Raw genomic sequence first — 25,433 nt, 5'->3', positions numbered from 1 at the left:
CTCCAAAACACTGCAAATTGGAGCCCCCTTGACCAATCACAAGGTAGGAGCCATCCGCCAAAGGCCACACACTGTGGCCCAGTTGTTCGAAAGAATTGCCGATCAACGAGTTGGCGCTGGAGATCGGCCCCACCGAGCCGGTCGCACCGTTGCCCCAAGTGACCGCACCTTCGTAGTTGGCGCCGCCACGGGCAAGTCGGATCACGACCATGTTGTTTCCTTGAACCAGTTTGTCAGTGATCCACTGCACCCCGGACACTCAGGATCAGCAGATCGAAAAATAGCTATAAGCCGTCGTATGCATTCTCGGCCCCGTTAGATCGCGCTGCGTGGTTTTCAACCGGTCAGCCGTCACCGAAACCCGCCATTATAGGCGGTGAATCTCATAGATCAACCGGGATTCACGCTTAGAACACCCAAAGGCTCAGCTCGTAGGACAGCGCCGCCACCAAAGCCGTCGCAGGGATCGTGAAGATCCACGCCCAGACGATGCTGCTGGCCACCCCCCAACGCACCGAAGAAGCCCGACGCGTCGCACCGACGCCGACGATGGCTCCGGTGATGGTGTGGGTGGTGGACACTGGCACGCCCATGGCGGTGGCGATGAACAGCGTCATGGCCCCGCCTGTTTCGGCGCAAAAGCCGCCCACCGGTTTGAGCTTGGTGATCTTCTGACCCATGGTGCGCACGATGCGCCAGCCACCAAACATTGTGCCCATGCCGATGGCGATGTAGCAAAGCCAAATCACCCAAGCAGGCGGCATCGTGCTGTCAGCTGCGGCATAGCCCGTGGCGATCAACAACATCCAGATGATGCCGATGGTTTTTTGGGCATCGTTGCCGCCGTGACCCAAGCTGTAGAGCCCGGCTGAAACGAGTTGCAAGCGCCGGAACCAGTTATCGATCTTGAGCGGTGCGCGTTTGCGAAAGATCCATGCCACCGCCACCATCATCACCGAGCCCAGCAAGAACCCCAGAGCGGGCGAGACGAAGATAAAGATCACCGTGCGCCAGATGCCAGCACCGATCAAGGCTCCTGCGCCTGATTTGGCCATCACAGCGCCCACGATGCCGCCGATCAAGGCATGCGAAGAGCTCGACGGAATACCGTACCACCACGTGATCAGGTTCCAGACCACCGCACCGATCAAGGCGCCAAAGATGATGTGATGGTCCACGACACCCGGCAGCACAATGCCCTTGCCGATGGTGGCCGCCACTTTGAGCTGGAAGATGAACAGCGCCAGCACATTGAAAAAAGCGGCGAACAAAATCGCCTGCTGTGGTTTCAAAACCCCGGTGGACACCACCGTGGCAATCGAGTTAGCGGCGTCATGAAACCCATTCATGAAGTCGAAGGCCAGCGCCAAAAGTACCAACAGCGCCACCACCCAAAAACTGACCTGGACTACCTCCATGATGTCTCCGTCTGGGTGCAGGCTTCAGGAATGCTCGAGGACGATGCCCTCGATCAGATTGGCCACGTCTTCGCAGCGATCCGAAATCGATTCGAGCAACTCGTAAATGGCTTTGAGCTTGATGAGTTCGCGCACATCCGCTTCCTCGCGGAAAAGCTTGGACATGGCGGAGCGCAGCACACGATCAGCGTCGGATTCGAGCCGATCAATTTCTTCGCAGGTCTTGATCGCCGCCTCATGAGCCGTCGGCTCAGAAAGCCGCGCCAACAGCGACACCGCATGCTGGACACGCTCGCAGCATTTGAGCGACAAATCGCTCAGTTGCAGCACCTCGTCGGTGACGCGGCGCACGTCATAGAGCGCCATGGTTTCGGTGGCGTCTTGCACCAGATCAACGATGTCGTCCATCGAATTGATGAGCGAGTGGATCTGATCACGGTCGATCGGGGTGATGAAGGTCTTGTGCAGCAGCCGATTCACCTCGGTGGTGATCTTGTCAGCCGCGTGTTCAGCCTCATCCACCTGTTGGCCGTAACGGGCCCTCAGGCTGGTGTCGTCATAGTTCTGCACCAACGATTGGAAGGCGCGCGCGCCCTCGACGATCTTGGCGCCATGGGCGTTAAACAACTCGAAAAAATTGCCTTCACGCGGCAGCAGCTTGCCGAACATGGGAACTCCGATCCACTTGAAACGGCGCGAGTGTACCCGCGCCAAGCTCCGGTTTCGCACTCACTCGCGGAAGATGAAATAAACCGCCCCCAGCAAGCACAAACCGGCCCAGACAAAGTCCCAGCGAAACGCCTGTTTCATGTAGAGCATGGCAAAGGGCACAAAGACCACCAAGGTGATGACTTCTTGGGTGATTTTGAGTTGCGCCAAAGACACCCCGGCCGCATGGCCAATACGATTGGCAGGCACTTGCAGGAGGTATTCGAACAACGCAATACCCCAACTGACCAAGGCTGCGATGTACCAAGCGCGGTCCGATAGGTTCTTCAGATGCCCATACCAAGCGATGGTCATGAAGACGTTGGACAGCAACAGCAGCCCCACGGTTTGCCACAAGGGGGAAAGCGTCATGGCTGCGGACCGCCAAGCCGTTCGATGCCCTGCTGCACCGCCAAGCTCATGCATAAAGCAGCCACATCCGTCACGCCCGGCCAAGACAAGGTTGGCAGCAACTCCAGCAGCGGATGCAGCACAAACGCGCGCTCCATCAGGCGCGGATGGGGCAATTGCAGACGTGGTGTGTTCAAGCAAAGGCCCGGAGGAAGCTCGGCGTCATAGAGCAGCAAATCCAAGTCCAAGGTGCGTGGCGCGTTGCGATAAATGCGCTGGCGCCCGAAATACCGCTCCAGCACTTGCAAGGTGTCCAGCAGCCTCTCGGGTTCAAGGCTCGTTTCAAGCTGAGCCACGCCGTTGACGTAATCCGGCCCATCGGCATCGACCGGCACGCTGCGCCACCACGATGACACCGCCGTGACTTCGCAGCCTGATGCTTGATGCAACGCCGCGCACGCCTGCTCCAAAGTCGCTTGGGCCCGCCCGAGGTTGGCCCCGAGGCCGATGAAGGCGATTCGCCGCATCAACACCCCAGATCCTCAGGAACCCGACGACGACCCCGGCGGCGTCTCGCCCACCACCACGGCCACGCCGGCGTCGTCCTTGGCCGGCCGACGGCGGCGGCGAATCGGCCGGGGCTTGAGCGCCGAATCGATGCTCACGTCCGGCCCAATCGGCGCCTCGGCTTGATCCCCCAAGGCTGAAGCGTCGGCGATCACCAACGTGGAGGCAGAGACCGGTGCCCCTGCTCCACCGCTAGGTTTGCGCCGGCGACGTCGTTTGGGAGCGGCCGCCTCGCTGCTCGCGGCGGCCTCCGGCCCCGCTGCCGCACGGCGGGCTTGTTCATCGCGACGGTATTGCTCAACGAGTTCGCGGCGTTCATCGTCATCGGCCAGCGAAAAGGCTTCCCACCACTGCGACAGTTCAGGATCGATCTCACCCGCTTGGCCACGCAATCGCAGGAAATCGAAGCCTGCGCGGAAACGCGGCTGCTCCACCAGCGTCACGGCAGCAGCGAATTGGCGCCGCTCGAAACGCGGCTGCATCAGCCACATCTCACGCATGTCCAACCCCAACTTGCCGCGCCCCGAGATATCCCCGATGCGAGCATCAAACACCGCATCGACCGCTTCTTGCAGCGCTGGCATCAAGGGTGCGCCCGTGGCAGCACGGATCTCATCCCAGCGGTGCAGCACGTCATGCCAGAGCATGCAAGCCAGCATGAAACTCGGCGCCACCGGCTTGCCTTCCGCAACCCGTCGATCGGTATCGTTCAGGGCCAGCTGGATGAACTTCTCGCGACCATTGTGCTGATGAGCGGCATCGAGCACCGCGTCAAGGATCGGGAACAGCCCGCGATGCAAGCCTTGCTTGCGCAGCTCTTCCAGACTGGCCAAGGCGTGACCGGTCTGAAGCAACTTGATCATTTCGTCAAAGACGCGTGATGCCGGCACGTTGGCGAGCAAATCGGCCATCTTGCGCATCGGCGCGCGGGTATGCGGCTCGATCTCAAAACCGAGCTTGGCCGCAAATCGGACCACCCGGATGATGCGCACCGGATCTTCGCGGAAACGCGCACTCGGGTCGCCGATCATGCGCAGCACACGCTTGGCAGCGTCCTCGATACCGTGGTGATAGTCGATCACCACTTGGCGCGCAGGATCGTAGTAGAGCGCATTGATCGTGAAGTCACGCCGCGCCGCATCTTCATCCTGCGGGCCCCAGACGTTGTCACGCAAGACCCGACCACTGGCATCGACCGCGTGGCTCTTGCCCACCAACTCCGCCTTGGACGTCCGCTCGTTGCCGCGCACCGGAGCAACCTCGGCCGGCTCCATCAAGGCACGGAAGGTCGAGACCTCGATCACCTCGTGTTCACGCCCCCGGCCAAAAACCACATGCACCAGCTGAAAACGCCGGCCAATGATGAACGCACGCCGAAACAACGCCTTGACTTGAGCGGGCGTGGCGTTGGTGGCGACATCAAAGTCTTTGGGCCGATGGCCCAGCAACAAATCGCGCACCGCGCCGCCAACGATGTAAGCCTCAAAGCCCGCCTCTTGCAAGGTCGAGACCACCCGCGTGGCGCGCTCATCGATCAGGGCTGGGTCAATGCGGTGCTTTTCAAAAGGCACCTCCACACGCCGCCCAGTGACGGACTCCGGTGGGGCGAGCTCTGGCGCAGGGACCGGTGCAGCCGCTTTGCTGCGCCGAAACAAAGTACTGATGAATTTCTTGATCATGAAAACAATCGCAGGATCTGCCAGCCGCGTGCATGAGCCACGGTTTCCAGAGAAGCGCCAGGATTGGTCGCCACCGGATGAGTGCCCATCTCCAGCAGAGGAAGATCGTTGATGGAGTCGCTGTAGACACTGACTTGCTCGAAGTCACTCAGGCGCAGTCCCAAGTTCGCCAACCAAGCATGCACACGCACGACCTTGCCCTCACGGAAGGTCGGTGTTCCTTGAATGTGGCCACTCCAACCGCCCATGTCCGTGCGTTCTAACTCGACCGCCAAGAGATGACTGACCCCAAAGGCCGCAGCAATCGGCGTGGTCACAAATTCGTTGGTCGCCGTCACGATGGCCACCAGATCGCCCGCCTCTTGGTGTTGCTGCACCAACGCCAAGGCGCTGCCGTGAAGTGCAGGCCGAATCACTTCCGCCATGAACCGCTCACGCGCGGCTTCAGCTTCAAGAGGGGGACGGCTGCGCCAAACACGGGTGGCGAAATCGACATAGGCCGCCAAATCCATCGTCCCAGCTTGGTATTGGGCGAAGAAGGCATCGTTGGTGCGCCGAAAGCTTTCGCCATCAGCCCAACCGATCTGCACCATGAACTCACCGAAGCTGTGATCGGAATCAATCGGCAGCAAGGTGCCGTCCAGATCGAACAAACACAAGCGTTTGGGTTTGACTTTGCCGACTGAGATCATGGTTGCTCCTCCGCCGCCAGCATCTGCCGCACCAAAGGCACCGTCACGGCCCGCTGAGCCGCCAAGGCATAGCGATCAATCCGGTCCAGCACCGCCATCAAGTGGCTGAGATTGCGCGCCAAGCGCCGCAAGAGAAAATCCATCACATCGTCCGAAAGAAAAATACCGCGTCGATCTGCCTCGCGCCGCAGCAGCAGTCGCATCTCTTCTTCGGTGGGCGGAATCAACTGAAACACCAAGCCCCAGCCCAAGCGACTGCGTAAATCATCGCGAACCTCCAAATCGACGGGCGGCAAGTGCCCGGCCGCCAACAAGGGCAACTCGCGACTCACGGCCTCCACAAACATCACGAAAGCCGCATGCTGCTGTGCGGCGTCAAAGCGGTCACAGTCGTCAAGAACGATGAGGCTCGCATCATCATCAAGCACCCAAGGCATGCTCATGTCCGCATCGAACCAAGCGACTTGTTCTCCCCGAGCCTCGGCTTCAGCACGCGCTGCCCGCAGCAAATGCGTTTTGCCCGAGCCGATGGCCCCCCAGAGGTACACCGGCAACGCGGCCTGCGGCAGACTGAGAATCTGTCGCAAATGGGGCCACTGCGGATGATTGGCGCCAGGCCAATAGGTGTCGAACTGACAAAGACGCTCTGCCTCAAAGGCCAAAGGCACCTGTCGCACGGGGAGAGAGTCGTCAGTTTTCATCACGCCGTCATCAATCAACCGAGATACCACGCACTGCCGTGGTAGAGCGTGCGCAGGCGGCGCAGAGCCACCAAAGCAACCGCACCCACAGGCAAGGCTACCAACACACCCACCAAACCAAACAGATGGCCAAAGGCCAACAACATAAAAATCACCGCCAAAGGGTGCAACCCAATCCGCTCACCCACCAAACGAGGCGTGAGGAAGAACCCTTCGAGGATCTGGCCGACACCATAAATCAGAATCACTGCCATCGGCCCGTAGATCCCAGGAAACTGCAACAGCCCGGCCAACAACGCCAACAAGGCGCCGGCGCCAAAGCCCACATAGGGCACCAAGATGGCGCAGCCCGTGAGCACGCCTAAAGGCAAAGCAAGATCAAAGCCGGCCAAGGCCAAGGCACTCGCGTAATACACACACAGCACCGCGATCACCCGCAACTGGCCGCGCAAGTACTGCCCCAACACCTCGTTGCACTCAGCCCCAAAATCCCGCACCCTCAGCACCAGCCGCAAAGGCACCAGTTGGTGCACCCGTCGCGCCATGCTGGAGCGATCCACCAACACGTAATAAAGCACCACTGGCACCAACACCACGTTGCCCAGCAGAGCCAACAAAAAACTGCCGCCGATGCGAATCGAATTGAAGGTCGCCATCAAGCCGTCTTCCAGATTCGCATTCAGATACTTCATCACAAAGGCTTTCAGGCTGGCTTCGTTGAGTGGCACTTGCCAGCCCAACTCAGCCAACCACGGCGCCAACCAAGCGTGCAACCGGACCGCCAAGAGCGGGATCTGCTCCTGCAACAGGGGCCACTGCTTGGAAAGCACCGGCACGATCAGCAACGCGATTCCAGACAGCAAGCCCAAAGCCATCATCTCCACGACCAAGGCCGCCAGAGGTCGGGGCCAAGCTCCCATAGGGTGAGCCAAGCGATCCACCAACGGCAGCAACACATAGGCCAACACCAAGGCTTCGATAAAGGGGGTCAACACCGGCAAAAGTAGCCAGACGCACCCGATCAAAGCCAAGCCCAAGGCGGCCCAACCGATCATCAAACGTTGCGTCTGGGAGATGCTCATGGGTGGGAGATTCTAGGCAAGACACTCAACGCCAACGGGTCGAGCGTATGGATCTATGGGCGGTGTGATCCTGTCGCACCGCCCGCAACAACTGCCATTGCTCATCGATACGTGCCCAATCGGGTGCCTCCTCCGCATGCTGGAGATAGACCCCTAGATCTTGGATCGCAGCATCGTTGTGCCCCAACCTCGCCAAGGTCAAGCCCCGGTCGCGGTAACGCTCCCAAGCTTCGGGTTGCAAATTCACCAGCCGCCCCTGAACAGCCAACAAGCGCTGCCAATCTTCTCGGCCACGATAAATCGATTCAAGGTTACGCAACAGACGCGCCATCACCTCACGCGGCGCTGCTGCTCGCAGATAGTCGGCCAAGGAATACGCCGGCAAACCCACACTGGGCTGAAGGTAAGGCTCCAAGCGCTCCCCCATGGCCTCTTTCGACAGCGACGTGCCAGACGTCGGATCGATGATCGCGTCACCCAGGGGCAAACGTAACCGAATCAAGAAGTGCCCGGGGAAGGACACCCCGTCGGCAATCAACCCGATTTGTCCGGCCAACTCAAGGTAAATCACGGCCAAGGTGATCGGAATCCCCCGCCGGGTGCGCAGCACTTCATGCACATAGCTGTTGGCAGGGTTGTAGTAGTCCTTTTGATTGCAAGCGAATGCACATTCTTCGAAGAAGAACTGATGCAACACCCGCACCCGTTGCAGCGGGCTGTCATCCACGCTCAAATGTTTGCGCAGGCTCAGCGCCAAGGCATCCATTTCGGTCAGGACGTGCTGAACGTCCAAATCGGGGTATTCATCTTGGGCGATGGAAACGGCCGCCTCGGTCAGGGCAAAACCCTCATCCTCGGCCACAAGAGCAGTGAAGTAGTCAATCGGCGTGACAACAGTCCAATTCATGGCCGCAGTGTAGGGGCAAGCGCTCAAAGTCCTGACGCTCAAGCGCGCCGAATGAAGGTTCGCCAAGGCAAACCCAGCCCATGCAAGACGCCGAAATAGATCAGCGCAGCAGCGCCAAGCACCAACGCCAAGGCGCCGACACGCCCATCAGCGTGGGCTTGCCAAGCCATCCAGTCGAACCCAGCCTGAGCCCAAGCCAAGAAAGCACCCATCACCCCGACAGCCACCAGCAAACGCCCCAAAAAAGCGCCCCACCCGGGTCGAGGTTGATAGTGCCCTTGCCCCAGCAAACCTTTGAGCAACCAAGCGGCGTTCACCCAGGCCGCCAAACCAATCGACAGCGCCAGCCCGGCATGCCCCAGCCACGGCACCAACACCAGGTTCAGCAGCTGAGTCAAAACCAGCACACTCACAGCGATACGTACGGGCGTGCGGATGTCTTGGCGCGCATAAAAACCAGGGGCCAACACCTTGATGCCGATCAGACCCATCAAGCCCACACCGTAGCCCATCAGAGCGATCACGGTCTGATGCACATCGGTGGCACTGAAGCGGCCATAGTGATAGAGCACCGCCACCAACGGTGTGGGAAAAACCATCAGCGCCACCGAACACGGCAGCGCCAGCAAGGCCACCAGACGCAGCCCCCAATCCAACAAAGCGGAATAGCGGCTGGCGTCACCGCTGGCTTGGGCGGCCGCAAGTTGCGGCAACAGCACCACGCCCAGTGCGACCCCCAGCAAGGCGGTGGGGAACTCCATCAGCCGGTCGGCATACGTCAGCCACGACACCGACCCGGCCTGCAAGTGGGAGCCGATCTGGGTGTTGATCAGCAGTGACAACTGCGCCACCGACACACCCAGCAAGGCCGGCCCCATCTGACGCAGGATGCGGTGCACGCCCTCATGGTGCCAAGCAGCCCCAAAAGCCGTTGCTCCCAAACCGATCCGAGGCATCAAGCCCAGCCGCACCAAGGCGGGCATCTGCACCCCAAGCTGCAACACGCCACCCAGCATCACACCCAAAGCCAAGGCGTAGATGGGTGGCCAGCCATGGCGCTGCAACCATGGCGCGCCCAACCAAGCCGCAGCGATCACACACACATTGAGGATCACGGGCGTCACGGCGGGTACGGCAAAACGCTTCCACGTGTTCAAAATGCCGGCCGACAAAGCCACCAAGGACATGCAGCCGATGTAGGGAAACATCCAGCGCGTCATCACCACAGCCGCATCAGCACCTTCGGCCGGCAAACCAGCCGCCATCACCCAGACCAGCACCGGTGCAGCCAGCACGCCCAGCACACTCACCCCCAGCAGCACCCAAGCCAGCACCGTGGCCACCGCATCGATCAAGCGGTGGGTCGGCTCATCGCCCTCTTGGGTGCGGGAGGCGACCAAAATCGGCACGAAGGCCTGAGAAAACGCCCCTTCGGCAAAGAGGCGGCGCAACAGATTGGGGATCCGAAAAGCCACTTGGAAAGCGTCCGTCAGGGCACTGGCACCAAAAGTCGCGGCGATCAACTGCTCACGGACCAAGCCGGTGATGCGCGAGGCCAAGGTCAGCAAGGACACCAAAGAGGCGGCGCGCAACAGATTCATAAGGGATTCATCCTGACCTCGAAGGGGCCTGATTATCCCGTCATTTGCAATGAAGGTGGCGCGCAAGCTGGCACGTGCTACAATCCAAGACTTTCCATCATCCGGACACTGCATAACCATGGCAACCGCAAAAGCCAAAAAGAAGACGGTCCGCCTTGCCTCAGGTCGCAAGCGCGCACGTCAGGACGTCAAGCTGAACGCCCAGAATTCTTCGCTCCGCTCCAAGTTCCGCACTGCCATCAAGAGCGTGCTGAAGGTTGTGGCGACTGGCGACAAGGCCAAGGCCGGTGACACCTTCAAGTCTGCCCAAGGCGTGATCGATTCGATCGCCGACAAAGGCATCTTTCACAAGAACAAGGCCTCTCGCTTGAAGAGCCGCTTGGCAGCTAAGGTCAAGGCCTTGGCTGCTCCCGCCGCCGCCTAAATCAGCTGCTCCGGATGGAACGAAAGGCCCGCCATGCGGGCCTTTCTTCATGGCGACATCACTCGGCAGCGTTCACGGCCGCTTTGTCCGCTTCTGATGTAAACGCATCCGCAAAGAACGCTTGCGCAGGCAACGCGCACTGCGCCACAAAATCGCGCTGCGCCGCGTCAACCATCACCGGCACACCGCAGGCATAGACCTGATGCTCGGCAAGGTTTGGGTGATCCTGCATCACCGCCTCATGAACCAGCCCCGTGCGGCCCGCCCAAGCTTCTTCAGTGCGCGGCTCGGAAAGCACGGGCACATAACGCAGCTGCGGCAGCGTCGTCAAAGCCTGCTTGATCCAATCCTCAGCATACAAATCCGCCTTGGTGCGACAGCCCCAATACAGACTCACGGGTCGGGTGGCCGCTTCAGCTTGCAGGACTTCAAGGATCGCCTTGATCGGCGCAAACCCCGTGCCCGAAGCCAGCAAGATGATCGGCGCCTCACCCGCTTGCACACCAAAGCTGCCAAAGGGGCCTTCTAGGCGGAGGATTTCCTTCTCCTTCATCGCCCCAAACACGTGATCGGTGAACTTTCCACCCGGCAAATGGCGGATGTGCAACTCGATGCTGATCTGCCCGTCACGCGGAGCGCTGGCCATCGAGTAGCTGCGCCGCGCGCCGTCGCGCAACAGCACATCCACGTACTGCCCCGCTTGGTACCGAAAGGTCTGATTCGCCGGCAGTTGCAGTTGCACCACGGCGACATCGCGGGTCAGCTTGCTGATGCTGATGACCCGGGCCGGCATTTTTAGCACCGGAAACTGATCCACCGCCGTCACTTGGGGCGCATCAAGCACGCAATCGGTCTGCGGCACCGCCCGGCAGCTCAAAATCTTGCCGGCCGCTTCTTCCTCAGGCGTGAGCGCCTTGGCTTGATGAGCGCCATGCACCACCGTGCCGCTGATCAGCTGGCATTTGCAGGAACCACAAGCACCATCCTTGCAACCATAAGGCAGTCCAACGCCTTGGCGAATCGCCGCTGCCAGCAGGGTTTCATCAGGCTGAGCCTCAAAATGGCGGCCCGACGGTTGCACCGTCACGCTACAGGTCATGTCGCTATCCTTCGTTCACATCCAAATCATGAGGACCGCGATTGTGCCTTCGTCTTTTTCATCCCTCGCCGGCCGCACCCCGGCGTGCAACAAGCCCCGAGCCTTTCGTCAACCCCGGCTCTTGATCGTCGGCTGCGGGGATGTGGGTCTGCGTGTGGCCCAAGCCTTGGGGGGACGCCTGCGGCTGCGGGCGCTCAGCTCCAGCCCCGAGCGCTTTGCCCAGCTGCGCCAACACGGGCTCCTACCCATCGCCGGTAACTTGGATCAACCGCGCAGCTTGAAGCGCCTGCGGGGCCTAGCTGCGTGGGTGATGCATCTGGCCCCGCCACCCACGCAGCCGTCAACGCCCAACCATGCCACCCAAGACCCACGCACGCGGCACTTGCTGAACGCTTTGGGCGCGTCGGTTGAACGCCTGATCTATGCCAGCACCACCGGGGTTTACGGCGATGCGGGCGGCGCACGTTTTGATGAAACCCGCCCGGTCGCCCCGGCGACAGCTCGCGCAGCGCGGCGGGTGGACGCTGAGCGCCAACTGCGTCAGCGCGGCAAGCACCGTGGGGCGCCGTTGCAAACCGCCTTGCTGCGCATCCCCGGCATCTATGCCTTGGACCGCGAAGGCGGTGACCCGCGTGAACGCGTGCGCCGCAGCGCGCCCGTGCTGCGCCCTGAGGACGACGTCTACACCAATCACATCCACGCCGATGATCTCGCTCGGGCCTGCATCGCCGCGCTGTGGCGTGCCAAGCCGCAGCGGGTGATCCACGTCTGCGACCAAAGCGAGCTGCGCATGGGCGACTATTTCGACCTTGTGGCCGATCTCAGCCACCTGCCACGCCCGCCGCGCCTGAGTCGGGTGGACGCGGCCCAACAGCTCGGGCCGATGACGTTGAGTTTCATGAGCGAATCACGCCGGCTCGACGCCACCCGGCTTGAGCGCGAATTGCGGCTGGTGCTGCGCTATCCCGACATCAAGGCCGGGCTGGCGAGGCCGGTGACAGCGGCGCCAACGGATCGTCCAGATGCGCCTCCACATCCAGCGGCAGCAACTGGATCGTTGCCCGCAGCCCTGGCACCGCGTTCATAAGGGCGTGTTCGACCGAACTGCGCACCGCCGCCGCTTGGCCCAAGGTCCAAACTGAGGGCATATGCATGTGCAGATCGACATAACAGCGGTGCCCGGCCCGGCGGGTGACCAAGTGATCGAAACGAATCGGCAGATCGCGAAAGGTGTCGAGCACCGCGTCGATCTGCTCACGCACCTCGGATTCGACCGCTTCGTCCATCAAGCCCGAGGCCGAGCGGGCAATCAACGAGGTGCCTTCGCGCAAGATGTTCAGCGCCACGCCGATGGCGATCAGCGGGTCCAGCCACCACCAGCCGCTGAGCTGCACGGCAAAGAGCCCGGCAACCACGCCCACCGAGGTCCAAACGTCGGTCATCAGGTGACGTGCATCGGCTTCGAGCGCCATCGAGCGATGCTCTTTGGCCTTGCGCATCATCGCCCACGCCAAGCCGCCGTTGAGCGCCGTGCTGATCGCTGACAAGGCCATACCCCAGCCGATGGCTTCCATGGGCTGGGGCGTGAGAATGCGCTCGATGGCCGCCCAGATGATGCCAAGCGAGGCCACAAAGATCAGCACGCCCTCAAAGCCGCTGGAGAAATACTCCGCCTTGAAATGGCCGTAAGGGTGTTCTTTGTCGGGCGGCTGCGCCGCCAAGGTCACCATGACCAAGGCAAACATCGCCCCGGCCAAATTGACCAGCGACTCCATCGCGTCCGACAGCAAACCCACCGAGCCCGTCAGCCACCAAGCGCCGGTTTTCAAGGCGATGGTGGCGATCGCCACGGCGATCGAAAGTTTCAAATAGGCGCTGACTTGCATGGGCGCCCTTTACCGACTCAGCCTAGCGTGACACGCGCGAACTTGCGCTTGCCGACCTGCACCACAAAGCTGCCGGCGTCCACCTTCAGGCCCTTGTCGCTGATCACCGCACCGTCGATGCGCACGCCGCCCTGCTCGACCATGCGCAGGCCCTCGCTCGAAGAAGCCACCAAGTTGGCTTGCTTAAGCAGCGCGCCAATGCCCAGCGGTGCGCCGGTGAGGCTCACTGCGGGCACATCGTCCGGGATGCCGCCCTTGGCGCGGTTGTTGAAGTCTTGCTCGGCCGTATCAGCCGCCGCCGTGCCATGGAAACGCGCGGTGATCTCCTTGGCCAGCAGCACCTTGGCATCCTTCGGATTGCGACCGGCCTCGACCTCAGCGCGCAAACCGGCGATCTCAGCCTCAGACTTGAAGCTCAGCAAGGTGAAGTAGCTCCACATCAAGGTGTCGCTGATCGAGAGCAACTTGGCGAACATCTGATTGGCTGGCTCGCTGATGCCGATGTAGTTGTTCTTCGACTTCGACATCTTCTCAACGCCGTCCAAACCCACCAGCAGCGGCATGGTCAGGATGCACTGCGGCTCTTGGCCGTATTCGGCCTGCAAGTGGCGCCCCATCAACAGGTTGAACTTCTGGTCGGTGCCGCCGAGCTCCAAGTCGCTCTTCAAGGCCACCGAGTCGTAGCCCTGCATCAGCGGGTAGAGAAACTCGTGCACCGCGATCGAGGTGCCAGCGTGAAAGCGGTCGTGGAAATCATTGCGCTCCATCATCCGCGCCACCGTGTAGCGGCTGGCCAGTTGGATCATGCCGCGCGCGCCCAGCGGATCACACCACTCGCTGTTGTAGCGAATCTCGGTCTTATCGGGGTCCAGCACCAAGCTGGCTTGGCGGTAGTAGGTCTCGGCATTGAGCTTGATCTGCTCAGGCGTGAGCGGTGGGCGCGTGGTGTTGCGGCCGGAGGGGTCGCCGATCATCGAGGTGAAGTCACCGATCAGGAAGATCACCGTGTGGCCAATGTCTTGCAACTGACGCAGCTTGTTGAGCACCACGGTGTGGCCGAGGTGGATGTCAGGCGCAGTGGGGTCGAGGCCAAGCTTGATGCGCAGCGGCACACCGGTGGCTTCAGAGCGCTGCAATTTACGGATCCAGTCGCCTTCGGGCAGCAGCTCGTCGCAGCCCCGGCGGGTGACCTCCAGCGCTGCGCGCACCCCCGCCGACAAGACAGCGTCCACAGCAACCGCCCCCGCAGGAGCCCCAAAAGTTTCAGACGACGGAGATGACATGCAACAACAACCGCCACAGGCGGGATACGGGTGAGATACGGGTTAACAGGAGTGTGACTTTTGTCACAGCCGATATACTGCGCCGGCTTCCAAGGTGGCCCGGATTCTAGAGCTTCGGCTCAGGATGCCCATCGCTTTGTCGCTGATCATCGGGCAGATCAGGGGCAGCAACGCGAAGGACTGCTCTTGAACGTGCCCAAACGCCACCTCGACACACCCGCCAAGCGCGCGACAGCCATCACCGCCGTGCTGGCCGTGCTCCTCGGCTTCGGCGCCACCGCTTTCAGCGTGGCGCCGCTCACCGTCACCGACAGTGCCCCCGTCACCGTTCGCATCTTGACTGAAGCCTTGGCAACGCCGGAAGATCTTGATGATCAGGTCGAAACCTTGGCCGATCAACCGGTGATCTTGCATCGCAGTCATCACACCCAATTGGGCGACACCATGGATACGCTGCTCAAGCGCCTAGGTGTGGACGACCCGCAAGCGGCCCTGTTCTTGCGCCAAAACACCATCACTCGCAAGATCCTAAGTGCACCAGCCGGCAAGTTGGTTAGCGTCACCACCTCAGGCGGCGGCGTTTCCGGGGCCAGCCTGAGCGACATGGTCGTGCTTGGGCCCCCAAGCCAAGCGGAGCGCCAAAACAGCCACGCCAGCCAAATCCATATCACTCGCCAAGGCAAAACCTTCAAGGCGGAAGAAAGCCTGCAAGCGCTGCAGACCCAAACCCATGTCAGCAGCGTTCAAGTGGACTCGAATCTGTTTGCCGCCGCCGATCAAGCCCAGTTGCCCGAATCGATCGCCCGCCAAGTCAGCGATGTGTTCGCCAATGACATGGACTTTCGCCACGGGCTTCGGCCCGGTGATCACTTCACTGTGATCTACGAGACCCTGAGCCTGGATGCTGAACCCATCCCTTGGGTCGAAGAACCGCATCATCTGATCGCGGCTCAATTCGTCAACCAAGGCCGAAGCTTCGACGCCTTCTGGTTTGCTCAAGCGGGTCGAGGCCATTACTTTGACGCCCAAGGCCTGAGCAAAGAGCATCAATTCTTGGCCGACCCCTTGCCCATGTCACGCATCACTTCTGGCTTTGCGGGACGAATGCACCCTATTCACCATCATTGGCACAACCACTTGGGTATTGATTACGCCGCGCCCAAAGGCACCCCGGTGCGGGCCGTGGGTGCCGGTCAGGTGGTTTTCGCCGGCTGGCAAAAGGGCTACGGCAACGTCGTTCGCCTACGCCACAGCGACGCGCAGGAAACGGTCTACGCACACTTGAGTCGCAGCAACGTCAAACTCGGCCAAAACGTGGTCCGTGGTCAGTCGATGGGCGCCGTGGGCTCGACAGGCTGGGCCACGGGTCCTCATCTACACTTCGAATTCAAGATCGATGGCCGCCAGGTCGATCCCGTCAACGTCGCCCGCGAAACCCCGCCGCTCACCACCTTGGCCAGCAACACACGCAAAGCCTTCCAAAGTGCCGCCAAGATGGCCTTGGCTCAGTTGGCGGCCACCCAAACTGCCGAAAGCCCCAAGGTCGCCATGGCCCGTATGGAATGAATGCTTCTTCGCCGACCTCACCGCCCTCGGATTACTTCATCGGCTTGATGTCTGGCACCTCACTGGACGGGGTCGATGGCGTCCTTTGCGCCTTGAGCGCTGAGGGCAGTTGGCAAGGCTTGCTCGCCCATGCCCACCGGCCCTTCCCACCCACGCTGTATCGCGAACTGCAAGCCCTCCAATCACCCGGCCCCAACGAACTGCATCGCGGCGCCTTGGCCGGCAATGCCTTGGCACGGATCTATGCCGAGACATGCGCGGCACTCCTTGAACAAACAGGGCTTGGACCGCAAGACATCCGCGCCATCGGTGCCCATGGTCAAACCGTGCGCCATCAACCCGGCATGCACGATGGCACGGGCTACACCATCCAGCTCTTACAAGCGGCTTTGTTGGCCGAATTGAGCGGTATCGAGGTGGTCGCTGACCTGCGCAGTCGAGATGTCGCCGCCGGTGGCCAAGGTGCCCCCTTAGTACCGCTCTTTCATCAAGCGCTGTTTGGGCACGCCAAACGCCTACGCGCTGTGGTCAACATCGGTGGTATCAGCAACATCACCTTGCTGCACCCCCACCAAGCCTTGCTCGGCTTTGATTGCGGCCCAGGCAACACCTTGCTGGATCACTGGTGCCAAACCCACCATCAGCAGCCCTTTGACCGCGATGGCGCGTGGGCAGCTGAAGGGCAAATCAACGCAGCCCTGCTCAAGCACCTGAGCGATGAGCCTTTTTTCACCGGCCCTGCCCCTAAAAGTACAGGTAGGGACTTGTTCAACGCAGCGTGGCTGGCCCGCAAGCTAGGCACCTTGAACGAATCCGTCTCGGCCACCGATGTGCAAAGCACACTGACCGAGTTGACGGCGCAAAGCATCGCTCATGAGTTGCAGCGCTACGCACCGACGGTGCAGGACGTGTTGATCTGTGGCGGCGGGGCGTTCAACGCCCATTTAATGTTGCGCCTGTGCGCAGCACTACCACACGCGAGGGTGCTTAGTACCGCAGAGGAAGGCCTCGCGCCCGACCATGTCGAAGCGGCGGCCTTTGCTTGGCTGGCTTGGGCACACACCCAACACCAACCCGGCAATCACCCTTCAGTGACGGGCGCGAAAGGCTTGAGAGTCCTCGGCGCGCTCCATCCGGCCTGAATCAAACCGCGAAGCTTGAACCACACCCGCAGGTGGTGGTGGCATTCGGGTTCTTGATGACAAACTGCGCACCTTGCAAATCTTCTTTGTAGTCGATCTCAGCGCCGACCAGATACTGCATGCTCATAGCATCGATCAGCAGAGCGACGCCATTTTTCTTCATTTCGGTGTCGTCTTCATTGACGATTTCGTCAAAGGTGAAGCCGTACTGAAAACCCGAGCAGCCGCCACCTTGAACAAAGACGCGCAGCTTCAGATCGGGATTGCCCTCTTCAGCCACCAAATCAGCCACTTTGGCGGCAGCGGCATCGGTAAAAAGCAGCGGAGCCGGCATCTCTGTGGCGACTTGGACAGCAACTTCACTCATGAAATATCTCCTGCGTAACGATAGGGTGTGAACATCTGAACAAAAAGCTTCGCGCTGTCCGAGCCATCAATTGCTCGCAATCAGCGCCACTTTTTCTTCATCAGTCATCTTATTCAAGGCCCCTTCAATGACCGCGCCTTGATGCATTTCCAACGCGACGTAACGAATGTCACCTTGAATATGCGCCCGCGACTGCAACTCAAGCATTTTGGTTGAGATGACCGGACCATTGACAGCTCCGTTGATGATGACATGGCCAGCCTTGACCGTACCGTTGACCTTGGCTTTCTCACTGATGAACAGCATGTTATTGCTACCCCCCAAAGCAAGGACATCACCCAGCACCTCGCCGTCAATGCGTAAACCGTCGCTGAAGCGCAAAGTACCCTCAAAAAGGGCACCTTCACCGACCAAACTTCGTATCGCTGGTTGTTTTTTTGCCCGAACATGTCGGATTCTCCTGACAAATCTGAACCGTGGCCCCAAACGGGCAGTGTACGACGCAGGATCAGGCACCCTGCCAAATCCCGATAGATTGGGATTAAGGAGCTTTGCGAGGGGGATGCGAACTCGTGGCTGCTGTGGCGGGACGTTGTTTGCTGGGCACCAGTTTTTCGTAAAACCGGACATCCTTGATCAAGGCCAAGTTCTGCTCTTCTAAAAGATGGACTTGGGCTGCCAAGCGGTCTTGGGTCGCTTTTTCGGTTTTTAGAAGGCTATCAGCGGTATTCGCCACAGACTGGGCCGCATCGCGCTCACTCCGTACTTTTTGGATTTCCTCGCGCAACTTGGCCAGCTCCTCGTGGGCTCCGACCTCAACACCCGAAAGCTCTTTACCAATTTCAAACGCCCACAACGCCAAGGCGGCTGAGAAACCAAGGGCCAAAGCCGACAACGCCCAACGCATAGGCCACGGCGTGTGGGTTCGCACCGAAAAACGCGATGAATTGACCGAAAGACGACGACGAAAAACTTTCCAACGCATGAGCAAACCTCGAACGCTCGACGCTGCTGCCAAGCAAGCAACGCACGATTTGCCGCGACGATACACGAAGGGCTGCCATTGGCAGCCCTTGGGTCTGGAACCTTGTCACGAAGCGCAGCAAGCAACGACCCCTCATACAAGGGATCGAAACCTTCGCACTCAGGACATCAGCGCTTGCTGAATTGCTTACGACGACGAGCGCCGTGCAGACCGACCTTCTTCCGTTCGACTTCACGAGCGTCGCGGGTCACAAAGCCAGCGTGGCTCAGATCCGGCTTCAGCGTGGCGTCGTACTCGATCAGGGCGCGGGTCACACCGTGGCGAACGGCACCGGCTTGACCGGATTCACCACCACCGTGGACGTTGACCTTGATGTCAAACGTTTCAGCATGATTGGTCAACAGCAAAGGCTGCTTGACGATCATGATGGAGGTTTGACGGCCGAAATACTCTTCGACCGGCTTACCGTTGACAGTGATCTGGCCAGTGCCCTTCTTGATGAAGACACGAGCGACAGACGACTTGCGACGGCCAGTGCCGTAATTCCATTCTCCGATCATGGCAGCTCCTTAGAGAACAAGCGTCTTGGGCTGCTGAGCGGTGTGCGGGTGCGTCGCACCGGCATAAACCTTCAGCTTCTTGATCATCGCGTAGCCGAGCGGGCCCTTGGGCAGCATGCCCTTGACAGCCTTTTCGATGGCGCGACCCGGGTGCTTGATCTGCATGTCCTTGAACTTGGTCGCATAGATACCGCCCGGATAACCGGAATGACGGTAATAGACCTTGTCTTCGGACTTGGTGCCGGTCACGCGAATCTTGTCGGCGTTGACGATGATGATGAAATCACCGGTATCGACGTGCGGCGTATAGATGGGCTTGTGCTTGCCACGCAAACGGAGAGCGACTTCGCTGGCCACTCGTCCGAGAACCTTGTCGGCTGCGTCAATCACAAACCACTCGTGCTGCACTTCGGCCGGTTTGGCGCTGAAGGTTTTCATGCTTGTATCGAGTTAGTCATGGTTTCCATCCTGTCGGGCTCGGTGCTGCTTCTGAAAGGCAGCCTCTTGCCCCAGGCCCTGGCCCCTTCCGAAGAAGAGACTTTCTTTCCGGGAAACCGTTTCGGAAAAGCCCTCGATTATGCCTCAAAGCAATTTATAAGCCTTGTGGCTGGCCTTCCACACCCTTGACATAGAAGTTCATGCCGTAGAGAAATTTGTCGCTTGCAAGCTCGCCCTGACGCAGCACCGGCTTGCCATCTTGCCCAAAGAGGGGCCCGCGCCATATCCCGGCCTGACCCTGCCGCAGGGCGTCCCGCGCTTGCTCAACCCGCTGCCGCAGCGGCGCAGGCACTGCCGCAGAAAGCGACGCCAACACCACCGTCTCTTCGTGCATCCCCCACCACGCGGGCTCCGCCCCCCACTTCTCGGCCAACGCAGCCTGAATGGTTTGGCGGTAATACGGCGCCCAATCAACGGCAAAAACCACCAGCGGCTCGCCTCCTGATGCGCCAACACGCTGAAGGCTGATGCGACCACTTTCAGTGCTGTGCAGCACCATATCGACACCCAACCCCAGGCTCGCTTCACCTTGATCGAACCCAGCCACCCGGGTCACGCTCTTGGGCTCGACCGCTTGAGCGCCCAAAGCGAATGCATTGACGATACGCACCGCTTCGAGACTCGGCGTGACCATCTGAACACGGACACCGAGCACATGGCTTTGACTGAGCGAGCCGGCCACGAGTCCGGCCAAATAAGCCCCCTCGTAGGTTCGAGCCTCAAAAGCTCGCATATTGGTCATGGTTTTGATCCCCCCGAGTTGCTCGAAATGCACGCTTGGCGCATCGGCAGCCACGTGATGCATCGCCACCATCGCTCCAGCATGAGACACCATGCTAAAGATCAATCGGTGCTCTTCCTTGACCAAAGAACGCAGCGCCTCCTCCATGGCGACCTCATCGCCGAGTTGCTCTTCAACATGCATTTGGAGACGAGCCCCCAACTCGCCCGCGACCACTTCACGGGCAGGGTCCACGCCCGCACCCGCATAGAGAAAAGCCACTTTCAGCGGCGGCGGGCCCGCCGAAGGCTCGCTGGATGGGCGACAAGCGACCATGCCGATCAGCAACATCAACCCCACAAACCGAAACCAAGGTGTCATGGCAGACCTTTCCGAGGAAACACGCATCACACGCTGGATGAAAGGACGGCGCAACAAGGACCGTGCGATTATCACGCGCCTCAAACGTCCGGAGTTGTCATGTCCTGTTGCCGCCCCCCTGCCCTTCGAAGTCTTGCCACACTGGTTTTGGCCATGGCCTTGAACACGATCGCACAAGCGCAACCGGTTTATGCGCTCTACGGCACGCTCGATGTGGCCGTGGGATCGTTTCAAGCCGCTGGCAGCGCACGCCTGAGCCAAGTTCAAAGCGGAGCCATGCACACCAGCTTCATCGGCTTGAAGGGTGAAGAGGCCTTGGACAGTGGCGCCAAGGTCCTGTTCAACTTGGAAGGATTCTTGAGACTGGACAGCGGTGAATCAGGTCGCTGGACCGATACCCCGAACGACGGCGCGTGGTCACGGGCGGCAAATGTGGGCTTTGCCGGCTCATTTGGCACGGTCCTCCTTGGCCGCGTGCCCAATCTGATGTTCACGCACTCACGCCCCTTCAACAGCTTCAGCGCCCGCTTGGGCGACGCCCCCACGCTGTCCCTGGCTTGGTCAGACCCCCGAGGATCGATGGCACACATCGACGGTGACACGGCGTGGAGCAACGCCCTGAGCTACGTGGGCCGGCCCCAAGGCCACTGGATCTTTGCCCTACAAAGCGCAGCCCCTGAGGGCAACGGCCACCGCAATCTCGGTGTCAACTTGGACTACACCCCTTCGGGGCCCTTCAAAATCAATGCAGCGTGGCAAGACGTTCAAGTCGGCTTGGGGGGCCAGAAGGAAAGTACCGGCAGTTTGGGGCTGAGCTACGACGCTGGGCCGATCCAGTTTTACGCCCAAGCCGCTAGCATTGACGACCGTGCTCAGGGCTCACTCACGAAGGTGGTGGACATGAGTCTGGCGCTCCCCATGGGCCTCAACCACACCCTCTTGCTCGCATGGAACCACGCTGATCTGAACACAGACCGTAGCCAAGCCAGCACGCTGCGTTTGGGCGACACCCATGACGTGAGCCAGCGCACCACGCTGTACGGCGTGATCCAACGCGATCAACGCACAGGCTTGGCAGCGGGTCACAGCTTGGCGGTGGGTTTGCGACACCTTTTTTAATGCCGCATTCGTATCAAATTGTGCACAATCGCACCTCATTCTTGTTCGCCCATTCGCATGAAATTGCTGCGCCGCGTCGCTTGTTTCTCCCTCGTCGCCCTGTGCTACGCCTCAGTTCAACCGGTTGGTGCCCAAACGGCCGATGCGAGCAGCACGTTGCAGGCGCTGCAACAACTTCAGCAAGCCCAACAGCTTGGTAATGCCACGCAGCCTCTGAGCCCCCGCACAGTACCGCTGCCTCAAGGCACCCTCAACCCCAACACCATCAGTCCGGCGACGATTCAACGGATGCTCAGCATCGACCCCAATGCGGGTCAGTCGCCACACCCCCCCAGCAACGATCCGAACAATCCGCCCCAAGACCCCAACAAGGCGGAGGCCCCACTGATCAGCGCCCACGATGCCCTCCCCGATAACGAATTTCAGCGCTTCGTCTTCAGTGCCACGGGCAGTCGGCTGGGGGTGTTCGGGCAGAGCTACTTTATGCAAACTGAGCGCACCTTCGCGCCCAGTGAACGCATCCCCGTCCCGGCGGACTACGTTCTCGGCCCCGGCGATGAGCTGTTTGTGCGGGTCTGGGGCAGCATCGATGTGGATCTGCGCGTCACGGTGGATCGCAACGGCTTGATCAACCTGCCCCGCGTCGGTGCCATCACCATGGCGGGGGTCAAGGTCAGCGAGGCTGAAACCGTTCTGCGCAGCCAAATCGGGCGGGTGTTTCGCAATTTCAGCCTCAATGTGACCTTGGGCCAGTTGCGCAGCATGCAGATCTTTGTGGTCGGCCAAGCGCGCAAACCCGGCAGCTACACCGTCAGCAGTCTCTCGACCCTCATCAACGCCATCTTCGCCAGCGGCGGCCCCAACACCAACGGCAGCCTGCGGCATATCCAACTCAAGCGCAACGCTCAGGTGGTGAGCGAGCTGGATCTGTACGACTTCATCCTCAACGGCGACAAAACCCAAGATGTCCGTCTGCAAAGCGGCGACACCGTGGTGTTCTTGCCCAAGGGCCCACAAATTGCCTTGCTCGGCTCGCTGGATAACCCTGCCATCTTTGAACTCAAAGGCAGCACCGAGTCTGCGGCCACGGTGTTGCGCTACGCCGGCCTGAGCCGCATTTCTGTCAATCGCCCCACCGCCTTGCTTGAGCGGGTGGACTCGCTCAACACCAAGTCCCCGCGCAGCGTCAACACCTTGAAGCTTGACGATCAAAGCGCTGAGGCCGCCCTGTTGCGCGACGGTGACATGCTGACTTTGTTTGGTTTGGCCCCGGCTTTTGGCAACGCCATCACGCTGCGCGGCACGGTCGCAGCGCCCTTGCGCTACCCCTACGCCCCAGGCATGCGCATCAGCCAGCTGATCCCCGACCGCGAGGCGCTGATCACCCCGGACTACTACCAGCGCAAGAACCGCTTGGTGCAATTTGCAGCACCCACCACCCAAGCTGCTGCTGCCGTGGATGTCAACCAAGTCAACGTCGAACACGATGTGCGCAACATCGTCGATGAGCCGAACTGGGAATACGCGGTCGTTGAGCGCCTGAACCGCGACGACCTGACCATGCAAGTGCTGCCCTTCAATCTGGGCAAGGCGGTGATCAAACACGACCCGGAGCACGATTTGGTGCTGCAACCCGGTGATGTGGTCACCATCTTTGGCATCAACGATGTCAGCAACCCGATCAGCCGGCGCACCCGCTTGGTTCGGGTAGAGGGTGAAGTCCAAGCCCCGGGCATCTACCAAGTCCGTCCGGGCGAATCGCTGCGCAGCTTGATCACCCGCGTGGGCGGCATGACCCCCGAAGCCTACGTCTTTGGCACCGAATTCAACCGCGCCACCACCAAAGCCACGCAACAAGCCGCCCTCAACGAAGCGGTGAACCGACTGGAAAATCAATTGGCCAGCGCTGGTGCAGACCAAGCCGCCAACCTCGTGACCAGCGATGCCCAAACAGCGATCCAGTTGCGCACGGCCCACGTCGAAGCTCGCAAGGCGCAGATCTCCCGCTTGCGGAGCATCAAATCCACCGGTCGTATCGCCCTTGAACTCGACCCCACCACCAACACATTGAGTGATTTGCCCGATATCCCGCTCGAAGACGGCGACCGGATCTACATCCCTCACCGCCCGGGCTTCGTTTTGGTGGTGGGTGCGGTGGCCAACACCAACGGTCTGCTATGGCGTGAGGGCAAGCGACTACGCGACTACCTGAATGTGGCCGGTGTCGAACCCGATGCCAATGAAGCCGGCCTTTTTGTCGTGCGAGCTGATGGTTCGGTCGAACACAACAACGCCCATCGTGGCTGGTTCGATACCTCACTCGACGACCTGAAACTCATGCCCGGCGACACGGTGGTCGTGCCTGAAAAGACCGATCGTGAAACGTTCTGGACCACCTTGGTTCGCGGCCTGAAGGACTGGAGCCAGATCTTCTACCAGTTTGGTCTGACCGCAGCGGCCATCCACACCCTGAGACTATGAGCGACGAGCGTATCCAAGACCAAGAGACCCACGAAGAGGTCTCCCTGCTGGACCTTGCCTTGGTCTTGCTTGAACACCGCAACATCGTGCTGGGCATGCCGCTGGGCGTGGCCCTGCTGGTGCTGGGCCTGAGCTTTCTGATTGCGCCGAAATTTGCCGCCACCACCCAGATCATGTTGCCCCAGCAACCCCAAAGCGGGGCAGCGGCGCTGCTCGGCTCGCTGGGGGGACTGGGCGGTGGCGGTCTTGGCGGGGCCGCCGGAGCCATCGCCGGGCTGAAAAATCCAGCGGATCAATGGATCGGTTTACTCAAAAGCCGCACCGTGCAAGACGGCATGGTGGCGCGCTTTCATCTGCGCGAGCGCTATGAAAGCAAGTACCAGTTCCAAGCCCGCCAAACGCTGGAGGGCCTGACCCAAATCAAGTCCGGCAAAGACGGTCTGATCAGCATCAGCGTCGAGGATCACGACCCAGCCACCGCCATGGCCATGGCTGATGCCTACATCGACGAGCTGCAAAAACTCAGCAAAACCTTGGCGGTGACCGAAGCTGGGCAACGACGCCTTTTCTTCGAAATCCAGTTGAAAGAGGCGAAAGAGCAGCTGATCAAAGCTGAAGTGGCCCTGCGCCAAAGCGGGGTGAGCGAGAGCGTGCTCAAAACCAGCCCGGATGCTGCGGTGGCCGTGCTCGCCCAGATCAAGGCCCAAGTGGCCGCCGCTGAAGTCAAAGTTGCCGTGATGCGCGGTCAATTCACCACCGACAGCCCCGATCTGAAACAAGCCCAGTTGGAGCTGACCTCCGTCCGCAGCCAATTGGCCAAAGCCGAACAAAACGACCCCAAGAGCGCCCAAGGTTCAGGCTCGCAATACGTCGCCCGTTTTCGCGAGTTCAAGTACCAAGAAACCCTCTTCGAGCTGCTGGCCCGCCAATTCGAAATGGCCAAGGCCGACGAAGCCAAGGACGGCGCCATCATCCAAGTGGTGGACAAAGCCACCCTGCCCGAATGGAAGTCCAGCCCCAAGCGCGGCATGATGACGGTGCTGGCCGGTGTGCTGAGCCTGATCCTCGGCACCGCTTTCGTCCTGATCCGCCAAGCCCTGCGCAACGCCCGGGAACGCGACCCTGTGTTTGCCGAGAAGCTGAAAAAGCTGCGCTGGCGACGTCCCTCTTGATCGGGTCAACGCGATAACTTTGCGACACCCCATGCCGCCCCCC

27 protein-coding genes are annotated in these 25,433 nt (G+C 60.5%); 7 read left to right on the top strand and 20 right to left on the bottom strand.

Annotated elements, in window-relative coordinates; translation table 11 throughout:
• From LEPOCDRAFT_RS02890 to murJ, 11 genes are all read right to left on the bottom strand, one after another.
• The coding region (locus LEPOCDRAFT_RS02890; RefSeq protein ID WP_043909895.1) for a hypothetical protein at positions 1-211 on the bottom strand (211 nt) is incomplete at its 3' end.
• Between the two features lie 196 nt (positions 212-407).
• The gene (locus LEPOCDRAFT_RS02375) at positions 408-1,418 is read right to left on the bottom strand and encodes an inorganic phosphate transporter (RefSeq protein ID WP_009453623.1); all 1,011 of its coding nucleotides are present in this window, start codon (positions 1,416-1,418) and stop codon (positions 408-410) included.
• A gap of 24 nt (positions 1,419-1,442) precedes the next feature.
• A complete protein-coding gene (locus LEPOCDRAFT_RS02370; RefSeq protein WP_009453622.1) occupies positions 1,443-2,087 on the bottom strand; it encodes a DUF47 domain-containing protein in 645 nt (214 codons plus the stop codon).
• 60 nt (positions 2,088-2,147) lie between these two features.
• Positions 2,148-2,498 carry a DMT family protein gene (locus LEPOCDRAFT_RS02365; protein ID WP_009453620.1) on the bottom strand — a complete coding sequence of 117 codons (351 nt, stop codon included), beginning with the start codon at positions 2,496-2,498 and terminating at the stop codon, positions 2,148-2,150.
• Positions 2,495-3,004, bottom strand: coding sequence for a 2-amino-4-hydroxy-6-hydroxymethyldihydropteridine diphosphokinase (folK, locus tag LEPOCDRAFT_RS02360; RefSeq protein ID WP_009453619.1), 510 nt, complete (start codon positions 3,002-3,004; stop codon positions 2,495-2,497). Before folK ends, LEPOCDRAFT_RS02365 begins: the two co-directional genes overlap by 4 nt.
• Positions 3,005-3,019: 15 nt before the next feature.
• Positions 3,020-4,723: a polynucleotide adenylyltransferase PcnB gene (gene pcnB / locus LEPOCDRAFT_RS02355; RefSeq protein ID WP_009453618.1), complete on the bottom strand. Its 1,704-nt coding sequence runs from the start codon at positions 4,721-4,723 to the stop codon at positions 3,020-3,022.
• Positions 4,720-5,415: an HAD family hydrolase gene (locus LEPOCDRAFT_RS02350; protein WP_009453617.1), complete on the bottom strand. Its 696-nt coding sequence runs from the start codon at positions 5,413-5,415 to the stop codon at positions 4,720-4,722. The genes pcnB and LEPOCDRAFT_RS02350 overlap by 4 nt, the downstream gene beginning before the upstream one ends.
• Positions 5,412-6,116: a DnaA regulatory inactivator Hda gene (gene hda, locus LEPOCDRAFT_RS02345; protein WP_009453616.1), complete on the bottom strand. Its 705-nt coding sequence runs from the start codon at positions 6,114-6,116 to the stop codon at positions 5,412-5,414. The genes LEPOCDRAFT_RS02350 and hda overlap by 4 nt, the downstream gene beginning before the upstream one ends.
• A gap of 14 nt (positions 6,117-6,130) precedes the next feature.
• Positions 6,131-7,198 (bottom strand): AI-2E family transporter, encoded by a 1,068-nt coding sequence (locus LEPOCDRAFT_RS02340; RefSeq protein WP_009453615.1) that lies wholly within the window; start codon positions 7,196-7,198, stop codon positions 6,131-6,133.
• A 25-nt stretch (positions 7,199-7,223) separates the two neighbouring features.
• Entirely contained in the window at positions 7,224-8,105 is an 882-nt protein-coding gene (locus LEPOCDRAFT_RS02335) for a SirB1 family protein (RefSeq protein ID WP_009453614.1), read from the bottom strand.
• A 38-nt stretch (positions 8,106-8,143) separates the two neighbouring features.
• Positions 8,144-9,706 carry a murein biosynthesis integral membrane protein MurJ gene (murJ, locus tag LEPOCDRAFT_RS02330; protein ID WP_009453613.1) on the bottom strand — a complete coding sequence of 521 codons (1,563 nt, stop codon included), beginning with the start codon at positions 9,704-9,706 and terminating at the stop codon, positions 8,144-8,146.
• Positions 9,707-9,824: 118 nt separating this feature from the next.
• Here murJ and rpsT point away from each other — a divergent pair, with 118 nt between their 5' ends.
• Positions 9,825-10,130: a 30S ribosomal protein S20 gene (gene rpsT / locus LEPOCDRAFT_RS02325; RefSeq protein ID WP_009453612.1), complete on the top strand. Its 306-nt coding sequence runs from the start codon at positions 9,825-9,827 to the stop codon at positions 10,128-10,130.
• Positions 10,131-10,188: 58 nt separating this feature from the next.
• Here rpsT and LEPOCDRAFT_RS02320 read toward each other — a convergent pair whose 3' ends face one another.
• Positions 10,189-11,229 carry a CDP-6-deoxy-delta-3,4-glucoseen reductase gene (locus LEPOCDRAFT_RS02320; RefSeq protein ID WP_009453611.1) on the bottom strand — a complete coding sequence of 347 codons (1,041 nt, stop codon included), beginning with the start codon at positions 11,227-11,229 and terminating at the stop codon, positions 10,189-10,191.
• 28 nt (positions 11,230-11,257) lie between these two features.
• Here LEPOCDRAFT_RS02320 and LEPOCDRAFT_RS02715 point away from each other — a divergent pair, with 28 nt between their 5' ends.
• Positions 11,258-12,316, top strand: a complete 1,059-nt coding sequence (locus LEPOCDRAFT_RS02715) for an NAD(P)H-binding protein (protein ID WP_009453610.1) — start codon at positions 11,258-11,260, stop codon at positions 12,314-12,316.
• Here the strand turns inward: LEPOCDRAFT_RS02715 and LEPOCDRAFT_RS02310 are convergent.
• Entirely contained in the window at positions 12,201-13,115 is a 915-nt protein-coding gene (locus tag LEPOCDRAFT_RS02310) for a cation diffusion facilitator family transporter (protein WP_009453609.1), read from the bottom strand. The two genes, LEPOCDRAFT_RS02715 and LEPOCDRAFT_RS02310, sit on opposite strands and share 116 nt — an antisense overlap.
• Positions 13,116-13,132: 17 nt before the next feature.
• Positions 13,133-14,398 (bottom strand): tyrosine--tRNA ligase, encoded by a 1,266-nt coding sequence (tyrS, locus tag LEPOCDRAFT_RS02305; RefSeq protein WP_009453608.1) that lies wholly within the window; start codon positions 14,396-14,398, stop codon positions 13,133-13,135.
• Positions 14,399-14,458: 60 nt separating this feature from the next.
• Between tyrS and LEPOCDRAFT_RS02300 the strand changes: the two genes are divergently transcribed.
• Complete coding sequence (locus LEPOCDRAFT_RS02300) at positions 14,459-15,964, top strand: M23 family metallopeptidase (protein WP_009453607.1); 1,506 nt, start codon at positions 14,459-14,461, stop codon at positions 15,962-15,964.
• A complete protein-coding gene (locus LEPOCDRAFT_RS02295) occupies positions 15,961-17,106 on the top strand; it encodes an anhydro-N-acetylmuramic acid kinase (RefSeq protein WP_009453606.1) in 1,146 nt (381 codons plus the stop codon). Before LEPOCDRAFT_RS02300 ends, LEPOCDRAFT_RS02295 begins: the two co-directional genes overlap by 4 nt.
• 1 nt (position 17,107) lies before the next feature.
• Here LEPOCDRAFT_RS02295 and erpA read toward each other — a convergent pair whose 3' ends face one another.
• The 6 genes from erpA to LEPOCDRAFT_RS02265 form a co-directional block, all read right to left on the bottom strand.
• Entirely contained in the window at positions 17,108-17,473 is a 366-nt protein-coding gene (erpA, locus tag LEPOCDRAFT_RS02290) for an iron-sulfur cluster insertion protein ErpA (protein WP_009453605.1), read from the bottom strand.
• A gap of 66 nt (positions 17,474-17,539) precedes the next feature.
• Positions 17,540-17,887 (bottom strand): bactofilin family protein, encoded by a 348-nt coding sequence (locus LEPOCDRAFT_RS03015; protein WP_245526379.1) that lies wholly within the window; start codon positions 17,885-17,887, stop codon positions 17,540-17,542.
• Positions 17,888-18,014: 127 nt separating this feature from the next.
• Positions 18,015-18,458, bottom strand: a complete 444-nt coding sequence (locus LEPOCDRAFT_RS02815) for a hypothetical protein (protein WP_009453603.1) — start codon at positions 18,456-18,458, stop codon at positions 18,015-18,017.
• 167 nt (positions 18,459-18,625) lie between these two features.
• The gene (gene rpsI / locus LEPOCDRAFT_RS02275; protein ID WP_009453602.1) at positions 18,626-19,018 is read right to left on the bottom strand and encodes a 30S ribosomal protein S9; all 393 of its coding nucleotides are present in this window, start codon (positions 19,016-19,018) and stop codon (positions 18,626-18,628) included.
• Positions 19,019-19,027: 9 nt separating this feature from the next.
• Positions 19,028-19,456: a 50S ribosomal protein L13 gene (gene rplM, locus LEPOCDRAFT_RS02270; RefSeq protein WP_009453601.1), complete on the bottom strand. Its 429-nt coding sequence runs from the start codon at positions 19,454-19,456 to the stop codon at positions 19,028-19,030.
• 154 nt (positions 19,457-19,610) lie between these two features.
• Positions 19,611-20,618, bottom strand: a complete 1,008-nt coding sequence (locus tag LEPOCDRAFT_RS02265; RefSeq protein ID WP_009453600.1) for a BMP family ABC transporter substrate-binding protein — start codon at positions 20,616-20,618, stop codon at positions 19,611-19,613.
• Between the two features lie 99 nt (positions 20,619-20,717).
• Here LEPOCDRAFT_RS02265 and LEPOCDRAFT_RS02260 point away from each other — a divergent pair, with 99 nt between their 5' ends.
• The 3 genes from LEPOCDRAFT_RS02260 to LEPOCDRAFT_RS02250 are packed head-to-tail and all read left to right on the top strand — an operon-like array spanning position 20,718 to position 25,390.
• Positions 20,718-21,737: a porin gene (locus tag LEPOCDRAFT_RS02260; RefSeq protein WP_009453599.1), complete on the top strand. Its 1,020-nt coding sequence runs from the start codon at positions 20,718-20,720 to the stop codon at positions 21,735-21,737.
• 57 nt (positions 21,738-21,794) lie between these two features.
• Positions 21,795-24,218 carry an SLBB domain-containing protein gene (locus LEPOCDRAFT_RS02255; RefSeq protein WP_009453598.1) on the top strand — a complete coding sequence of 808 codons (2,424 nt, stop codon included), beginning with the start codon at positions 21,795-21,797 and terminating at the stop codon, positions 24,216-24,218.
• Positions 24,215-25,390 (top strand): GNVR domain-containing protein, encoded by a 1,176-nt coding sequence (locus LEPOCDRAFT_RS02250; protein WP_009453597.1) that lies wholly within the window; start codon positions 24,215-24,217, stop codon positions 25,388-25,390. The genes LEPOCDRAFT_RS02255 and LEPOCDRAFT_RS02250 overlap by 4 nt, the downstream gene beginning before the upstream one ends.
• Positions 25,391-25,433: the final 43 nt, after the last annotated feature.

Source organism: Leptothrix ochracea L12, assembly GCF_000262525.1.
Note: the sequence above shows the minus strand (reverse complement) of the source record. Positions and strands in the feature narration are given on the sequence as shown.

Bases quoted from the DNA above. Each gene is read 5' to 3' on its own strand.
- LEPOCDRAFT_RS02375 (WP_009453623.1), bottom strand. From the start codon at position 1,418: ATGGAGGTAGTCCAGGTCAGTTTTTGGGTGGTGGCGCTGTTGGTACTT.
- LEPOCDRAFT_RS02370 (WP_009453622.1), bottom strand. From the start codon at position 2,087: ATGTTCGGCAAGCTGCTGCCGCGTGAAGGCAATTTTTTCGAGTTGTTT.
- LEPOCDRAFT_RS02365 (WP_009453620.1), bottom strand. From the start codon at position 2,498: ATGACGCTTTCCCCCTTGTGGCAAACCGTGGGGCTGCTGTTGCTGTCC.
- folK (WP_009453619.1), bottom strand. From the start codon at position 3,004: ATGCGGCGAATCGCCTTCATCGGCCTCGGGGCCAACCTCGGGCGGGCC.
- pcnB (WP_009453618.1), bottom strand. From the start codon at position 4,723: ATGATCAAGAAATTCATCAGTACTTTGTTTCGGCGCAGCAAAGCGGCT.
- LEPOCDRAFT_RS02350 (WP_009453617.1), bottom strand. From the start codon at position 5,415: ATGATCTCAGTCGGCAAAGTCAAACCCAAACGCTTGTGTTTGTTCGAT.
- hda (WP_009453616.1), bottom strand. From the start codon at position 6,116: ATGAAAACTGACGACTCTCTCCCCGTGCGACAGGTGCCTTTGGCCTTT.
- LEPOCDRAFT_RS02340 (WP_009453615.1), bottom strand. From the start codon at position 7,198: ATGAGCATCTCCCAGACGCAACGTTTGATGATCGGTTGGGCCGCCTTG.
- LEPOCDRAFT_RS02335 (WP_009453614.1), bottom strand. From the start codon at position 8,105: ATGAATTGGACTGTTGTCACGCCGATTGACTACTTCACTGCTCTTGTG.
- murJ (WP_009453613.1), bottom strand. From the start codon at position 9,706: ATGAATCTGTTGCGCGCCGCCTCTTTGGTGTCCTTGCTGACCTTGGCC.
- rpsT (WP_009453612.1), top strand. From the start codon at position 9,825: ATGGCAACCGCAAAAGCCAAAAAGAAGACGGTCCGCCTTGCCTCAGGT.
- LEPOCDRAFT_RS02320 (WP_009453611.1), bottom strand. From the start codon at position 11,229: ATGACCTGTAGCGTGACGGTGCAACCGTCGGGCCGCCATTTTGAGGCT.
- LEPOCDRAFT_RS02715 (WP_009453610.1), top strand. From the start codon at position 11,258: ATGAGGACCGCGATTGTGCCTTCGTCTTTTTCATCCCTCGCCGGCCGC.
- LEPOCDRAFT_RS02310 (WP_009453609.1), bottom strand. From the start codon at position 13,115: ATGCAAGTCAGCGCCTATTTGAAACTTTCGATCGCCGTGGCGATCGCC.
- tyrS (WP_009453608.1), bottom strand. From the start codon at position 14,398: ATGTCATCTCCGTCGTCTGAAACTTTTGGGGCTCCTGCGGGGGCGGTT.
- LEPOCDRAFT_RS02295 (WP_009453606.1), top strand. From the start codon at position 15,961: ATGAATGCTTCTTCGCCGACCTCACCGCCCTCGGATTACTTCATCGGC.
- erpA (WP_009453605.1), bottom strand. From the start codon at position 17,473: ATGAGTGAAGTTGCTGTCCAAGTCGCCACAGAGATGCCGGCTCCGCTG.
- LEPOCDRAFT_RS02815 (WP_009453603.1), bottom strand. From the start codon at position 18,458: ATGCGTTGGAAAGTTTTTCGTCGTCGTCTTTCGGTCAATTCATCGCGT.
- rpsI (WP_009453602.1), bottom strand. From the start codon at position 19,018: ATGATCGGAGAATGGAATTACGGCACTGGCCGTCGCAAGTCGTCTGTC.
- rplM (WP_009453601.1), bottom strand. From the start codon at position 19,456: ATGAAAACCTTCAGCGCCAAACCGGCCGAAGTGCAGCACGAGTGGTTT.
- LEPOCDRAFT_RS02265 (WP_009453600.1), bottom strand. From the start codon at position 20,618: ATGACACCTTGGTTTCGGTTTGTGGGGTTGATGTTGCTGATCGGCATG.
- LEPOCDRAFT_RS02260 (WP_009453599.1), top strand. From the start codon at position 20,718: ATGTCCTGTTGCCGCCCCCCTGCCCTTCGAAGTCTTGCCACACTGGTT.
- LEPOCDRAFT_RS02255 (WP_009453598.1), top strand. From the start codon at position 21,795: ATGAAATTGCTGCGCCGCGTCGCTTGTTTCTCCCTCGTCGCCCTGTGC.
- LEPOCDRAFT_RS02250 (WP_009453597.1), top strand. From the start codon at position 24,215: ATGAGCGACGAGCGTATCCAAGACCAAGAGACCCACGAAGAGGTCTCC.